This window comes from Brevundimonas sp. EAKA, assembly GCF_000698025.1.
GTDB lineage: Bacteria > Pseudomonadota > Alphaproteobacteria > Caulobacterales > Caulobacteraceae > Brevundimonas > Brevundimonas mediterranea_A.
This window is the reverse complement of the sequence record NZ_JMQR01000014.1, coordinates 25,902-40,459: the sequence shown is the minus strand read 5'-3', so window position 1 is coordinate 40,459 and position 14,558 is coordinate 25,902. Positions and strand designations below refer to the sequence as shown.

Sequence of the window (14,558 nt, the reverse complement as noted above, 5' to 3'; positions counted from 1 at the left end):
GGTTCACCCTGGTCGAGGTCCTGGTCTCGCTGGCCATCGTCGCCCTTCTGGCCGGGGCCGGCGCCCTGGTGCTGAGCCAGACCATCGACGCCAAATTCGCCATCCGCGCCGAGACCGACCGCATCGGCGATCTGCAACGGACGCGCGCCCTGCTGAAGGCCGATCTGGCCCAGGCGTCGCCGCGTCGCACGCGCGGCCCGACCGGCCGGCCCCTGCCGCGCGCGCTGATGGGGCAGGAGACGCCCGGCGATCCCATTCTGGTCCTGGTTCGCAACGGGTGGTCCAACCCGGACGCGGCGCCGCGCCCGTCGCTGCAAAGGGTCGAATACCGGGTGGTCGAGGGGCGGCTGGAGCGGCGCGTCTCTCCCTATCTGGACGGCGCCCGCGCGGGGCCGCCCCAGGTGTTGTACCGCGGGGTCAAGGACGCAACCGTCACCTTCATCCAGAACGGGTCCGAGGCGCCGGCCTTCATCTCGACCAGCGACCGGCCGCTGCCGGACGCGGTTCGGATCGTCATGACCCTGGACGGTTTCGGCCGCCTGGATCAACTGTTTCTGGTCGCCGCCGCATGAGACGGCTGCGGGGATCGCGCGAGGGCATGGCCCTGCTGACCGTGCTGCTTCTGGTGGCGGTGATGGCGGTCGTGGCGGTCGCCATTCTGGACGATGTGCGCTTCTCGGTGCGCCGCACCACCAACGCCGAGACCCAGGCCCAGGCCCAGTGGTACGCCGCCGGCGCCGAAAGCCTGGCGCGGCGCCAGATCGCCGACCTGGTCAAGATCGATCCCGCCCGAACCCCGCTGGAGCCGCGCTGGAACGGCCGGGTGCTGGAGTTTCCGGTGGAGGAGGGCGCGATCCGCGCCGTCGTCACGGACGGCCAGGCCTGTTTCAACCTGAACAGCCTGGTCTTCGGCCAGAACGAGGACCTGTTTCCCCGCCCCGAAGCCACGACCCAGTTCGTCGCCCTGGGCGCCGCCCTCGGCCTGTCGCGCGCCCGGATGGCCGCTGCGGCCGCCGCCCTGACCGACTGGATGGACAATGACGCCGAGGCCTCGGCCGGCGGGGCGGAAGACGCGCGTTACGCCGGCCTGTCCACGCCGTATCGCACCGGCGGCGTCATCCTGGCGGACGTCAGCGAGATGCGGGCCGTCGCCAATATGGACGACGCCCTGTATCGGCGGCTGCGCCCCTATGTCTGCGCCCTGCCGGCGACCGCCCAGACGACGCTGAACATCAACACCCTGAGCCCGGCCGAGGCGCCCCTTCTGGTCATGCTGACGCGCGGCGCCCTGGGGCTTCAGGGCGCGCGCGCCGCCATCGCCGCCCGCCCGGCGCTGGGCTGGTCCAGCGTCGACGCCTTCTGGAGCCAGCCGGCGCTCAAGGGTTTCACGCCCGATGATGAGACGCGCGGGCAAGTCTCGCTGTCGACGCGCTATTTCGATCTTCGGGTCGATATCGACTATGGCGGCGCCCACGCCGTCCGCACCGCCCTGATTCACGCCGCGCCGGACGGCGGCGTGCGTACTGTCATTCGCCGCTGGACCCCTGAAGAATGAGCCAGACCCGTATCGTCATCATCCCCCCGGCGGCCTCGATGCCGGCGCCCTTCCTGACGTTCGACGCCGGGGGACGCGTGCTCCAACGCGGCTCGCTGCTGCTGGAAGACTCGGCCGCGACGCCCGATGTCCGCCCCGATCTGCGAACGGTGGCCGTCGCTCCCGGCGCCGATGTCCTGGTGCGTTGGCTGGACCTGCCGGTCGGCGGGACGGCCCAGGTGCGGGCGGCGGCGCGCTGGGCGTTGAAGGACGATCTGGCCGGCGATCCCGAGCGCACGGTCGTGGCCCTGGGGCCGGTCGCGGGCGAGGGGCCGCGTCTGGTCGCCGCCGTGGGCGCGGGTCTGCTGGAGGCGTGGATCGACTATCTCGCCGCTCTGGGCGTGACCCCTGTCGCCGTAGTGCCCGACTGTCTGATCCTGCCGGCGCCGGCCGACGACGCTCTGAGCGCCGCCGTCTTCGGGACCGACATGGGGCTGCGCGGCGCGCATTTCGCGGCCACGGTCCAGTCCGATCTGGTCGAGGCGGTGGCGGGCGGGCGCCCCCTGATCCGCATGGACGATCCCGAGACGCTGGAGCGGCTGCTGGCGGCCGCAGCGGCGGCGCCGGCCGTCGATCTGTTGTCGGGCCTGGAGCGCAAACGCGAGGTTCGGGCGGGCGGCTGGCGGCTGGCGGCCGGTTTGGCGGCGGCTCTGGTGGTGTCGCCCCTGATCCTGACCCTCGCCGTCGGCGCGCGCGATCAGGTCGCCGCCGACCGGGCCGAACGCCGGACCCTGGCCCTGATCACCGAAACCATGCCCGACGCCGCCCGCGCCAGCGATCCGATGGAGGCGGCGCGTCGCCAGATCGCCGTGGCCCCGCCGCCGGGCGGCCTGGCCTCGGTCAGCGCCGCCCTGTTCGCCGCCGTGGAACAGGTCGAGGGCGCGGAACTGGACAGTCTGAGCGCCGATCCCGGCCAGGGGGTGCGCGCGACCGTCAGCTATCCGGCCTTTTCGGACCTGGAGACCTTGCGGACCGCCCTGGCCGCCTCGGGCCTGTCCATGTCCGACGCCTCGACCGTCGAGGACGGCGGGCGGGTGGTCAGTGAAATCATCGTGGGAGGCGCCGCATGAACGGCCTGATGTCTCAAGCCGCCGCCTGGTGGGACGGCCGCACCCTGCGCGAGCAGCGGATGCTGACGGTGATGGGCCTGGCGATCGCCGCCGTTCTGGTCTGGCTGCTGATCGTTCGTCCGGCATGGGCCTGGCGGGCCGATGCGGCCGAGGCGCGAGCCGTGGCCGAGGCCGATCTGGCCCTGGTTCAGACGGCGACGGGTCGCATGGCGCGGACAGACGCCGCCAGCAGCGACGTCGATGTCGCGGCGGTGGTCGCAGAGGTCGGTTCGATCACTGGGGTGACGCCGGTCATGGGCATGTCGCCGGACGGCGGCCTGGGCTTCAACCTGACCAATGTCTCCAGCACGGCGGCCTTCGGCTGGTTGGCGGCCCTGCATGACCGCAAGGTCGAGGCCACGACGCTGAACGTCGTCGAAAACGCCGATGCGACGATCAGCGTCGAGGGCGTGCTGGCGCCCTCGACCTGAAGCCGGATCAGGGCCGGGCGGCGCGCAGGGTCTGGAGTTCGCGCTGGGCCTGGATGAAATCCGCCTGGAAGTCAGGGTCGGCCTTCAGGCTGGCCACCAGGGCGGCGCCGACGATCCGGCCGGCCTCGACGTCGCTGGGGTAGTGGACGCCGCAGATCACCCGGCTGTCGCCATAGGCTAGGCCGCGCGCCAGGATCTCGTCAGCTTTGTCCGGCGCCATTTCCGACAGGACCAGGGCCCAGGCCCAGCCCAGGGCGGCGTGGCCCGACGGATAGGAACCGCTGGCCGTCAGCCAGGGCTGGGGCGCGATACAGGTGGCCGCCGGCTCGGCGACGAAGGGCCGGGGGCGGCGGACGCCCTTCTTGACTGGGGTCTGGATCGTTTCCAGGTCGCCCAGCATCCGGCCCAGCAGACGGGTCAGGGTCGGCACGCGCTCGGGGTCGAAGGTCACGCCCAGGGCCGGGGCGAAGACACGCGGGGCCGAGGGGGTCTCGATCTCATTGTCCGCCTGAGCCATGGCCCAGCGCGCGCTGCCCTCCAGCGCGCGGGTCGCGCGATAGGTCTCGATATCGGCCTGTTCACGCAGGGAGCCGGCGGCGGGCGGCGGCGGCAGGAACCGGGCGGCGTTCGGCGCCGCGTCTGCGGACAGATAACCGTGGGGATGATCCTGGAAACCGGTCCAGAACACCGGCGCCGTGTCCGGTGTCGCGGCGCAGCCGCTCAGGGCCAGACACAGGACCGCCAGGCCGCGACCGGCCGAGGAAAGAAGGGACATTTAGACTACGCTTCTCAGACTGTGGGGAAATCAGGCGGCGACGGCGCCGGGACGGCCGTCCTCGACCACCCAGCTGTTCAGGGTCGAGACCGCTGCATGGGGATCGCGCACGTCGGAGATGGCGCGATAACGGGTGTTCATCCGATCGCGGTCCATGTCGATGGACATATAGCCCCGCACCCGGCTGTCGAAGAATTTGATCTGCGGGTTGTTCGGCATGTTCGCCATCAGGGCGTCATAAGGCGGACCTGAGGACGAGATCGAGGTGCCGACGAATTCGGTCGCCACCGTCGCGGATGACGGATCGGCGCTGACCCGCTTGACGTCATTGGTCCAGAACGAGTGGTAGTCGCCGCTCAGCACCACCGGATTGCGGGGCTTCAGCGTCGCCAGGGCGTCGGTCATCCGGTCGCGGGCGACGGGATAGCCGTCCCAGGTGTCGGTCCAGTAGCGGGTCTCGGCGTCGCCGTTTCCGAACTTCAGCCCCGCCATCACCAGGTCCTGGCCCAGGATGTTCCAGCGCGCCTGCGACCGGGCCAGGCCGTCGTAAAGCCAGCGTTCCTGTTCGAAGCCCAGGAAGGTGCGGGCCGGGTCCAGCCGGTCGGGGCAGGCGGCGTCGGTGACCACCTGGCCCTTGCCGCCGTTGACGCCGTCGGCGCAGGCCTGTTTCGAGCGGTACTGCCGGCCGTCCAGCATGAAGAACTGGGCCAGCCGGCCATAGCGGACGCCGCGATAGATCGGCATCTGCAGCCGGGCGTCCAGCCGCGTGCGGCGAATGGGCATGGCCTCGTAGAAGGCCTTGTAGCCGGCGGCGCGGCGCAGCAGGAAATCATTGGGCATGACGCCGGGCGTCTTGGACCAGACGCCGGAATAGTCGTCCTGAATCTCGTGGTCGTCCCACACCGCCAGACAGGGGGCGACGGCGTGCAGCCGTTGCAGGTCCGCGTCCGTCCGGTGCAGGGCGTACCGGTTGCGATAACCCGCCAGGGTCGTCGCCTCTTCCAGTCCGTAGGGCCGCACCACATTGGCCGCCTGGGCGCCCGTGCGGGTGTATTCGTAGATGTAGTCGCCCAGGAACAGGGTCAGGTCCGGCGCCTCGTCGGCCATATGGCCATAGGCGCTGAAATAGCCCGACTCCCAGTTCGAGCAGGAGGCGACGGCCAGACGCAGGCGGTCGATGTCGGCGTTCGGGGCGGGGGCGGTGCGGGTGCGGCCGATCGGGCTCTGCTGGCCCTGGGCGGTGAACCTGTACCAATAGGGGCGGTCGGGGCGCAGACCTTCGACCTCGATATGCAGGCTGTGGGCGTCGGTGCGATCCGCCACGGCCTCGCCCGAGGCGACGATGCGGTTGAAGGCCTCGTCCGCCGCCACGTCCCAACGCACGGCGACCGGGCCGCCCATGCCGCCCAGGCCGTCCGGCGCCACCGGATCGACCGCCAGCCGCGTCCACAGGACGAAACCATCGGGGGCCGGATCGCCGCTGGCGACGCCCAGCGGGAAGACATAGGCCCCGCCCGCCTGGGCCTGAGCCTGCCCGAACCGCAGCACCAGGGGCGCGGCGACCAGGCCGCCCAGCAGAAGGCGGCGGTTCATCGGAAGGGTGGGCTTCAGCAGCATGGGGGGCTTTCCAACGGGAGCAACGGATCGGGCGGACCGGCCTGAAGCCGATCCGCCCTGTCCTGGTCTTAGAAGTCCATCGTCAGACGGACGCCGACGGTGCGGCCCTGGTTCGGCGAACTGGTCGGACGAGCGCCGCCGTTGAAGTTGTTGCGGGTCTCTTCGTATTCGGTGTTGAAGAGGTTGCGCGCCCACAGACCGACGCGCCAGTTGGCGTTCTCCGGACCTGCGCTCAGATTGGCGTTCCACAGCCAGTAGCCAGGCAGAACCGAAGCCGAAGAGGCGTTGTAGATGCCGTCGCGCTGATTGTAGTTGGTCTCGGCCCGCAGGGCGAAACCGGCCATCGACCAGTCATAGGCGATGGAGCCGCCGTAGTTGAACTTCGGGAACTGCAGCGGTTCGCCCGAACGGTCGTTCGAGATGATCACGTCCCACGGTCCGTTCGCCGGATTGGCGGCGTTGGTCGCCGTGGCGTCGATGGCGAAATACTCGCTATATTCGCCTTCCTTGTAGCCGTAGTTCTGGCTGATCGTGAGGCCAGCGAAGGGCGTCCAGGTCAGTTCGATTTCGCCGCCGTAGATTTCGGACTTGGGCACATTGGTGATCTTGCCCAACTGGCCGGTTTCCCGGCTGTATTCGGTGCCCTGAATCTGCTGGTTCTCGTAGTCGTAGAAGAAGACCGCGCCATTGACGCGCAGGGTCTTGTCGAACAGGTCCGACTTGATCCCCGTCTCGTAGGCGATGACGATTTCGGGCTTGAAGGGGGTCTGCGACTGGCCATTGTAGGTGGTGAAGCCTCCCGACTTCACCCCCCGCGCGACACTGGCGTAGATCAGGGCGTTTTCGGCGAGATCGTATTCCAGGCCGAAGCGCCCGGTCCATTCCGACAGCGAGATATCGTAGGTCTTTTCCGGTCCGACCGCGACGTTCAGGCGACGCGTGCCGGTCGTGGTCAGGCTGCGGTCTTCGTTCTCGTAACGCAGGCCCGCGATCAGGCTGAGGCGATCCGTCAGGGCGAAGCTGTTGTGGGTGAAGACGCCGATGGCTTCGACCGACTGGTCGTAAGGCGTGTTGATCAGGTTGCGGTTGGCGCCGCGGAACTCGGTGTAGAAGCCGCCGTCGATGCTCTCATCGGCATAGTGGGCGCCGACCATCCAGTTCAGACGTCCAGCCTGGTTCGACAGGCGGGCTTCCTGCGAGAATACTTTGATGTCGTTGTAGAAATAGACGTCCGACTCCGCCGCCGGCGTGCCGTCCCAGTCGTTGTATTCCGAACGGCTGAAGGTCTGGTAGGCGGTGATGGTGTTCAGCGTGGCCCAGCCCAGGTCGGCGCGGACGCGTGCGCTGAGGTCCAGACCGTCGTTGTCGCGGCCCGGCTTGGCGTCCAGGCTGCGGCCGGAAACGCCAGCCAACGCCTTGGAGATCTTCCAGCCGGTGATCCGGCGGGCGGTGTCGGCCGGATAGGTCACGCTGCCGTCGAAGACCGGATAGTCGCTGCGCAGGCGGAAGCCCAGGCCGTCGGACTTGTCGATGGAATAGGTGGCGGCCAGATCGACCGTGACGTCTTCCGAGGCGTCCCAGGTCAGGCGGCCGCGCACGGCGGTCTTGTCGACGTCGCCCAGTTTCTGACCGGTCGTGCGGTGATACTGCCAGGCGCCGCCCTGTTCGGTGACGGCGGCCAGGCGGCCCAGGAGGCCGGGAACGATCTGACCCGAGACAAAGCCCTCGACCTTGTAGCGGTCATAGGAGCCGTATTCGGCGGTCAAGCCGGCGTGCCGGTCCGCCGTCGGGGCGTTGGTGATGATGTTCACCGCGCCGCCCGTGGTGTTGCGGCCGTACAGGGTGCCCTGCGGCCCGCGCAGCACTTCCAGCCGGGCGATGTCGAACATCGCGCCCTGGGTGGTGACCGTATAGGGGTGGGCGACTTCGTCGACGTAGACGCCGACGGTCGAGGCGTTGTTGCTGGAATATTCGCGGGTGCCGATGCCGCGGATGCGGAACGCGGGCTGGCCGCTGCCGAACTGGCTGTCCACTTCCATATTGGGCACGACATTCTCGATGTCGTTGATGACCTGAACGCCCTTCTCGTCCAGGTCCTGGCCGCCGATGACGCTCAGCGCGAGGCCGACGTCCTGGCTGGCCTGGGCCCGACGCTGGGCGGTGACGACGATGTCCTCGACCGTCGCCGACGGAGCCGAGGAAGATTGGGCGGCGGCGGGCAGGGCCGCGGCCAGGGCGAGTGCGGCGCTCGAGACGCCGAGGAGCAGACGATGCATTGCACGATCCATTGCGGGCGGCGCGCGCAGGCACCCCCTGCCGCACGGGCCGATCTGTTGATGATGCTGTCGAACAGCTGTTCGGTTCGGCGATTTGACGGGAGCGGCCCCTGGCGATGGGGAGGAAGGCTGGAGCCGCTGGCGTCCCGCAGAAAAACAACTGTTCGACAACGGTTCGGCATTAGGCGCGCCCTGCTAAGCTTTTATGACGCTTGTAGGAAGACTTTCTGTCAGGCAGCGCCCTGGCAACCTGAGGCTGGAAGTAACGCCCGTTCTATGCCTCTTGCTGCGCCACAAGCTGGGTCGCGGCGGTCTTGAGCGTCGCGCCCGACAGCGGAATCCCCGTCGCCGAGGCGACCAGGGCCTGGCCCTTGATCCAGAGCGCGAACCGGGTGGCGGCTAGTCGGGTCAGGTCGAAACCCGTCGGCCAGACGCCGGCGCTGTTGTAGAAGGTGCCGCCGCCCTCCGGTCCGCGCAGGACCATGGCGAGGTCCTGAAGCGGCGGATCTCGGCGGGCCTCCAGGCAGATGCTGGCGATCAGGCGGGCGTATCGGGTGTAGAAGCCCTCGGCCTGAGGATCGATCGAGACGGTTGGCGTCATGAGCCTTTCCCAGGTCTCGAGCGTGGCCGCGGAAGGGTCCATGTCGGGGCGCCGCCTCGCCAGATAATGGGGCAGGTCGCGGAACACGCTGTGCCACACCGCATCCACGACGAAGCGACGCATGTCCGGCCAATGATAGGCGATGGTGGATGTGGAGGTGCCGGCCACCAGGCTGACCGAGCGATTGGTCACGCCGGCCACGCCGCCGGCCAGGATCTGGTCCGCCGCGATGTCGAGCAGTTTGAGCCGCATCGAATCGACCTCCAGTCCAGCAGCCGGCGCCTGGGGCAGAACCAGATGTTCGCGATACCAGAAGGTGGCCGGGGCGGGGCCGTCGTCTCGGCCCAGGGCTCGGTCGACCAGGGCGCCCAGGCCCTCGGCGCTGATGACCTCATAGTCGGTGCGGCCCAGAAGGGCGCCGGCGTAGAATTGTTCGGTGACGAGACAGGCGGTCAGGGGCGCCGCGAAATCGGCGGCGTCGGGGACGGTCGCCAGATAGGTCCGCCAGGCCGCCTCGCGCATCGCCTCCCAGCGTCGCATCAGGTCATGGCGCGCCTCGCCCAGGTCCGTGTCCAGCAGCAGGGCCTCCCAGACCCGAACAAAGCCGGCTTCGGCTGCGGCGCGGAGCCTCAGATAGCGCAGAACAAGGGCGAGCAGGGTGTCGCGGCTCGCCGGCAGACCAGCCACGGCGCCGAAGAAGCGCTGATGAAAAACGGCGTCCGCCTCCAGCGCATGTTCGCCGACCGCCAGGACCAGGCCGGACTTGGCGCCGAACAGGTTGACGATGACGGTCGTGCTCTTGCCGACGGCCTGGGCCAGGTCGCGCAGGGTCAGTTTGCGGAAACCCTGAGCGATCACCAGGTCGATGGCCGCCTCGATGATCCGCTGCGCGTCGGTCGATCTGGGTGAGGCTTGTCGCTGAAGCATAGGCGTCAATGGTCTGGCGAAGCCGCGATGTCGAGACCCTATGGAGGTCGTCAGACCCTCAGCCCAGGGTCAAGGTCCGCAGGCGCAGAAGCCGGTCTCCGGCCGTGATGAACAGGCTCCGGCCGTCTTCGCCGAAGGTGCAGTTCGCCGCAGCCCCGCCGGTGTCGATACGGCCCAGGATGCGCCCCTCGGGCGTCAGCACATGTACTCCGCCGGGACCTGTGGCGAACAGATGGCCCGCGCGATCGACGGCCATACCATCCGGCAGGCCAGGATTGGACGGCCCGACCTGATCGGAGAAGTCCATCAGCACGCGCGGCTTCATCGCCTGCCCGGTTCGGCTCAGATCATAGGCCAGCAATAACGGGCGTTCGGGATCGGAGACCGCCACATAGAGGGTCCGCTGATCCGGCGACAGGCCGATCCCGTTGGGGAAGCTGAGACTGTCGTCCAACAGGGTCACGACGCCGTCGGGGTCCAGCCGATAGACGCCGTTGTACGCCGTCTCCTTCAGCGGCGACCGGTCCATGTCCTTCAGTCCATAGGGCGGATCGGTGAAGAAGATCGCGCCGTTGGACGCCTGGACCAGGTCGTTGGGCGAACTGAAGCGGGCGTCGCCATAGCGGGTCGCCAGCAGGGTCTTGGCGCGGGTGGCCAGATCGACGCGCGCAATGGCGCGGGCGCCATGATCGGCCATCAGGATCGAACCGCGGGGGCCGGCGATCAGTCCGTTCGACCCTGGCTCTCGAAAGACAGACGCGTCCGGCCCATCATAGCCCGACGGCTCCATGAAGACCGAGACGCCGTCCTTCTCGGACCAGCGATGAATCCGGTTCTCGGGCACGTCGCTGAACAGCAGATAGCCGCCGTCAGCGATCCATACCGGGCCTTCGGACCAGGTGAAGCCCGACGCGAGCGTCTCCAGCCGGGCGTCCGGGGCGATCAGGCGGTCCAGCGCCGGATCGTGACGGATCACGGGGGCGGCGGAGGCGGGGGCGCGGGCCGCGGCGCAACCGGCGCCGACGAGGCTTCCCGCGAGGCTTCCAGCGAGAACGAGACGACGAGAGAGGGTCAGGGCGAAACTCCGGGACAAGGGGAAGGGTTGGTGTGGTTTCAGGGCGAGGCGGCGTGGCGCGCAGGCTTCATGATCATCGGGCTTGTTTCAATCTGAACGGCCGACGCGTTGCGGGCGGAGCGCAAGTACTGGAGCTTTTTTCTGTCACGACAAGCCATCATCCTGTCGCATCATCGAAGCGATGGCTGTCGGCGTCTTCCATATCGGCGGCAAACGTCGGCGAGACCGTCAGGCGGCTTGACGACTCGGGTCGGACCAAGGCTAGCTTTCGCCATGGCAAGAGTCGCGATCAAGACGCCCCAGGGCGATAACCTCAATCCCGTAGACCTGCACGTGGGCCGGCGTGTCGCCGAACGCCGCCAGGCGTTGCGCTACAGTCAGGCTCAACTGGCCCAGGCGGCCGGGGTCACCTTCCAGCAGATCCAGAAGTACGAGCGCGGGAGCAATCGGATCGCCGCCTCGCGTCTGTGGGAGATTGCGGAATTCCTGAACGTGGATCTGAACTACTTCTTTGAGGGTCTGGGTTTGCCCGATGGACCCGAGGCGCGCATGGGCGGCGCACCCACGAAACAGACGGCCGAGATCGCCCGGCGGGCGCCCGAGCTGTCGGTGCGAAACCAGAAGCTCGTTCTGGACCTGATCCAGCAACTGGCCCGGGTTTCTGCAGAGACCGGCGCGGAAATCGATGTCTAGACTTCGGCTCGCTGTCCGTTGCGGACGGCGAGCCCTTTCGCGGATCGGACGCTAGGCGATGGGGCGACTGACGCGGCGCGAGATCGAATGCGTGCAACTGGCCGGCCTGAGACTGTCAAATCAGGAGATTGCAGACGTGCTGGGCATCACGCCCAGCACCGTGGCGAACTATCTGCAAAGCGCCAACGCCAAACTCGGCACCAGTCACCGGCGGGCGGCGGCCCAGGCGCTGGGCATTCAATACCCAGGCGCCGGAATGACCGATGCCGAACTGGCCGAGCGGCTGCCAGAACGACTGCGTCCGGCCGTCTCGCCGGGCGTGGGGAACCCGATCGATGACCGGCCCTGGGCGGCGCGCTTCTGGCGACCGCCTCCGGCGAACCGGTTCATCCGTCTGGGCGTCATCGTCGGCGCGACGGCGCTCTGGCTGCTCGTACTGGGCGGTCTGACGTCTTTGGTGATGACGATCTTCTCGACGCTCGACGCATGGCGGCCCTCTTAGCCGGGATCCTCGCCATGAATCACAAGACCGACTTCGCCAACTTAATCGCCAGACGACTTCAGACCGCTGAACAGGCGCTCGATCAGGCGCTCGCCGAAATCAGCCTTCTGACCCACGACATGACGCGCCACCGCGCCGGCGCCCGGTTCGCCGCCCAGGCGGGCCACCAGGCCCTGGTCGACGTCCAGGCGGCGGCCGGGGCGCTTGTCGAGGGGCGGTCCCGGCTCGTGGCCAGTCACGATCGACTGGCGCGCATCGCCCGCACGCTCGGCATAATCGTCACAGCTGGCGGACCGCTGGAGGGCAAGGATCAGCCCGCCGGCGGAGCGACGGCGCTGGCGCTGGACGCCTGATGCTCCAGGCGGGGCTGCTGATCATCAGTCTGGTCGCCCTGGCCGCCCCTGTCGTCTGGGGCGGTCGCGCCGACCGCTGGGCCGCCGTGCTTCTGCTGGCGGACATGGTGCTCAGCCCATTGGCGCAGCATCTGATGCTCGGCGATGTCCGCTGGGGCGTCGCCCTGGTGGATCTCGCCTGCGCGATCGGCCTGATCGGCCTGGCGTTGCGGGCGGACCGCTGGTGGCTTCTGTTCGCCGCTGGTCTTCAGGTCGCCGTCGTCCTGACCCATTTCGCCGCCCTGGGCCCCGCCTTCATCTATAACTGGACGGCCGTCACGGTCAGGCTTGCGACCTGGATCGCCTTGCTGATCGTGCTTCTGGCCGGCGCCTATGAAGCTCATCTGGTGCGCCGGTATCGATTGCTGCCTGGCGCGCCGGCCTAACTCACTCTTGTTGATTTCGCCGTCGCCCAGGGGCTGACGGCGAGGAGATTCCCCCATGGCCGAGAGCCACATGCCGACCTTCGCCGACCTGTTCGCCGAATGGGACATCCTTCGCCGGTTCGACGGCTTCCTGCCCGATGAATTTGCATCCTACGAAGCCTGCTGCGCGGCCGAGCGCGATTTTGAGATGCGGCTTGAGCGATGCGAGAGCCAGTTGCTCGCCTGCACGCCCACGTCCGAACGGGAAGCCGCCTGGCTGCTCGAGGTGATCAATACAGGCGAGGGGCTCACGCCTCAGACGTTCGCCACATTGAACCGCATCCAGGCGTGGATGATGTCGCGCGGCATGACGGCGGAGGGGATGGCTTCGACATCGCCGCGTCCCTCACAGATACGATATGCCGCGTCCGCCGCAGACAGGGAGGCCGCCCCCAGGCCTTGAACCGTCGCGCACCGTCGAAGCCGAGGCTTGGTTCCCGGCGCGGGCAGAGCCTGCGTTGGGGCGCCAGGCCAGGCTCGACGGCGCCCGTCATTCGCGGATGCGAAGTCAAACCGACATCAAGATGTCGAATTTCCGTTACGCGCCGCTTCTATGTCGGCCCCTTCGGTAAGGGGCCGCCCAGTGAGTCACGAGCACGAAGTGGGGCAGGCGCTTGTGACGCACAATCGTGCGCTTCTCGCCTATGTGCGACGGAGACTGGCGTCGAGCGCCGATGCGGAAGACGTCGCGCAGGAGGCTATTCTGCGTGTGCTTTCCCGTGCGCGGGTGGCGCTGATCACGGATCCGCTGTCCTACGCGATGCGGGCCGCCCGCAATATTCTGATCGATCGCGCGCGCCGATCAGAAACCACGCCTTTTGACGATTTCGGCGAGACGGACCACCAAGCGGACGGCGCGGCGTCTCCCTTGGAAGCGCTGGACATGAACCAACGGCTGCGTCTGTGTCAGAAAGCCTTGGACGCCATGCCCGCCGTGCGCCGCGAGGTGTTCGTGAGACGCCGCGCCGGCGAGGAATCCTATGAACATATCGCCGGCGAATTGAACATGTCGGTTGAGGCGGTTCAGAAACACTATAGTCGCGCCGCTCAGACGCTTCGCAAGACGGCGGAGGGGCGTCATGTCGACTGAAACCTTTGACGCTCGTGACGACCGGGCGGCGGCCCTTTGGGCGGATGAAAAGCAGGGAGACGGCTGGACCCCGGCGCGGCAGGCCGCGCTGAACGCCTGGCTGGCGGGGCGGCCCGATCGACAGCGCCTGCTGGAGCAGCATGAGGCTCTGGTCGCCGATCCGGCCGTCCTGTGGGCGGCGCGGCGAGCCGCTCACCGGACGGCGAAGCCGGGCCTGTTCGCCTCGACGCCGGCCTGGGTGAAGATCTGGGCGCCGGCCGGCCTGGCCGCCTGTGTCGCCTGCGCGGCCCTGTTCGTCGCGACCTCTTCCCTTCGGGGAGAGATGATCGTCGGTCGTCGCGGGGTTCCGCAAGCCGTGGCCCTGGCGGATGGCTCGGCGGTCCGGCTGAATGGCGCAAGCAAGGTGCGTGTCCTGCTGGGCGACACGGAACGGAGACTGCGACTGTACGGCGAAGGCTTCTTCGAAGTCGCCCATGACGCTGGCCGCCCCTTTACGGTGGAAGCCGAAGGGGTGCGGATCACCGCCGTCGGCACTCGGTTCAATGTGGACTCTCTCGAGACCCCTGACGGCCCGATGGTCGAGGTCGTGGTGTTCGAAGGCGCCGTCGACGTGACGCCGACCAAGGGGGGCGTCGTGAGAATCCGGGCCGGGGAGCGTGGTCGGGTGCTGAAGGCCGGTGTTCAACGCGCCAGCTTGCGACAACCCGAGGCCAAGACCGACCTTCCATCCTGGACCAGGGGGTGGCTGGAACTGGATGAGACGACCCTGACCAGCGTGATCGGCGATCTGAAACGGACCACCGGGGTGGAGGTCTCACTCTCTGATCCGAAACTGGGCCGTGCGCTCGTGAGCGGTCGTTTCTCCTATGAGAATCCCGAGAACGCCCTGGCCGCGATCGCCCGGCTTCATGGGCTCAGGCTGACCCGAAAAGACGCCGGCCACTATCTGCTGTCTGAAGTTTAGGTGACGGATAGAGCAAGTTTTCAAGACGGGTGTCAGGACCGCGATGTTCGTCGTCTTCCCCAATAGCGGCCAGGTTCGGCCGCGGGG

General features: G+C 68.1%; 16 protein-coding genes. 11 read left to right on the top strand and 5 right to left on the bottom strand.

Features of this window, described 5'->3' with window-relative positions:
- The 4 genes from gspJ to gspM form a co-directional block, all read left to right on the top strand.
- The coding region (gene gspJ / locus ER13_RS03730) for a type II secretion system minor pseudopilin GspJ (protein WP_035306632.1) at positions 1–572 on the top strand (572 nt) is incomplete at its 5' end.
- Positions 569–1,555 (top strand): type II secretion system minor pseudopilin GspK, encoded by a 987-nt coding sequence (gene gspK / locus ER13_RS03725; RefSeq protein WP_035306629.1) that lies wholly within the window; start codon positions 569–571, stop codon positions 1,553–1,555. The genes gspJ and gspK, both read left to right, overlap by 4 nt.
- On the top strand, positions 1,552–2,664 hold the full coding sequence (gene gspL / locus ER13_RS03720) for a type II secretion system protein GspL (RefSeq protein WP_035306626.1): 1,113 nt from the start codon (positions 1,552–1,554) through the stop codon (positions 2,662–2,664). Before gspK ends, gspL begins: the two co-directional genes overlap by 4 nt.
- Complete coding sequence (gene gspM, locus ER13_RS17645; RefSeq protein ID WP_008259418.1) at positions 2,661–3,134, top strand: type II secretion system protein GspM; 474 nt, start codon at positions 2,661–2,663, stop codon at positions 3,132–3,134. Before gspL ends, gspM begins: the two co-directional genes overlap by 4 nt.
- 7 nt (positions 3,135–3,141) lie before the next feature.
- On the opposite strand, the gene ER13_RS03710 is transcribed toward gspM, so the two are convergent.
- The 5 genes from ER13_RS03710 to ER13_RS03690 all read right to left on the bottom strand — a co-directional run bounded on the left by ER13_RS03710 (position 3,142) and on the right by ER13_RS03690 (position 10,306).
- Positions 3,142–3,909 (bottom strand): phosphatase PAP2 family protein, encoded by a 768-nt coding sequence (locus ER13_RS03710; RefSeq protein ID WP_035306624.1) that lies wholly within the window; start codon positions 3,907–3,909, stop codon positions 3,142–3,144.
- Between the two features lie 30 nt (positions 3,910–3,939).
- The gene (locus ER13_RS03705) at positions 3,940–5,526 is read right to left on the bottom strand and encodes an alkaline phosphatase (RefSeq protein ID WP_035306621.1); all 1,587 of its coding nucleotides are present in this window, start codon (positions 5,524–5,526) and stop codon (positions 3,940–3,942) included.
- A gap of 68 nt (positions 5,527–5,594) precedes the next feature.
- The gene (locus ER13_RS03700) at positions 5,595–7,802 is read right to left on the bottom strand and encodes a TonB-dependent receptor (RefSeq protein WP_035306619.1); all 2,208 of its coding nucleotides are present in this window, start codon (positions 7,800–7,802) and stop codon (positions 5,595–5,597) included.
- 274 nt (positions 7,803–8,076) lie between these two features.
- Positions 8,077–9,330, bottom strand: a complete 1,254-nt coding sequence (locus ER13_RS03695) for a TetR/AcrR family transcriptional regulator (protein WP_035306617.1) — start codon at positions 9,328–9,330, stop codon at positions 8,077–8,079.
- Positions 9,331–9,388: 58 nt separating this feature from the next.
- Positions 9,389–10,306 (bottom strand): SMP-30/gluconolactonase/LRE family protein, encoded by a 918-nt coding sequence (locus ER13_RS03690; protein ID WP_155988068.1) that lies wholly within the window; start codon positions 10,304–10,306, stop codon positions 9,389–9,391.
- A 372-nt stretch (positions 10,307–10,678) separates the two neighbouring features.
- Between ER13_RS03690 and ER13_RS03685 the strand changes: the two genes are divergently transcribed.
- From ER13_RS03685 to ER13_RS17640, 7 genes are all read left to right on the top strand, one after another.
- A complete protein-coding gene (locus ER13_RS03685; protein ID WP_035306614.1) occupies positions 10,679–11,098 on the top strand; it encodes a helix-turn-helix domain-containing protein in 420 nt (139 codons plus the stop codon).
- Between the two features lie 58 nt (positions 11,099–11,156).
- Positions 11,157–11,600 (top strand): response regulator transcription factor, encoded by a 444-nt coding sequence (locus ER13_RS03680; RefSeq protein ID WP_035306612.1) that lies wholly within the window; start codon positions 11,157–11,159, stop codon positions 11,598–11,600.
- A 14-nt stretch (positions 11,601–11,614) separates the two neighbouring features.
- The gene (locus ER13_RS03675) at positions 11,615–11,953 is read left to right on the top strand and encodes a hypothetical protein (protein ID WP_008260189.1); all 339 of its coding nucleotides are present in this window, start codon (positions 11,615–11,617) and stop codon (positions 11,951–11,953) included.
- Positions 11,953–12,378 (top strand): hypothetical protein, encoded by a 426-nt coding sequence (locus tag ER13_RS03670; RefSeq protein ID WP_008264033.1) that lies wholly within the window; start codon positions 11,953–11,955, stop codon positions 12,376–12,378. Before ER13_RS03675 ends, ER13_RS03670 begins: the two co-directional genes overlap by 1 nt.
- Positions 12,379–12,448: 70 nt before the next feature.
- Positions 12,449–12,820, top strand: coding sequence for a hypothetical protein (locus ER13_RS03665; RefSeq protein WP_154726041.1), 372 nt, complete (start codon positions 12,449–12,451; stop codon positions 12,818–12,820).
- A 180-nt stretch (positions 12,821–13,000) separates the two neighbouring features.
- The gene (locus ER13_RS03660) at positions 13,001–13,507 is read left to right on the top strand and encodes an RNA polymerase sigma factor (RefSeq protein ID WP_164952572.1); all 507 of its coding nucleotides are present in this window, start codon (positions 13,001–13,003) and stop codon (positions 13,505–13,507) included.
- Positions 13,497–14,471 carry a FecR family protein gene (locus tag ER13_RS17640; protein ID WP_052004832.1) on the top strand — a complete coding sequence of 325 codons (975 nt, stop codon included), beginning with the start codon at positions 13,497–13,499 and terminating at the stop codon, positions 14,469–14,471. Before ER13_RS03660 ends, ER13_RS17640 begins: the two co-directional genes overlap by 11 nt.
- Positions 14,472–14,558 lie beyond the last annotated feature (87 nt).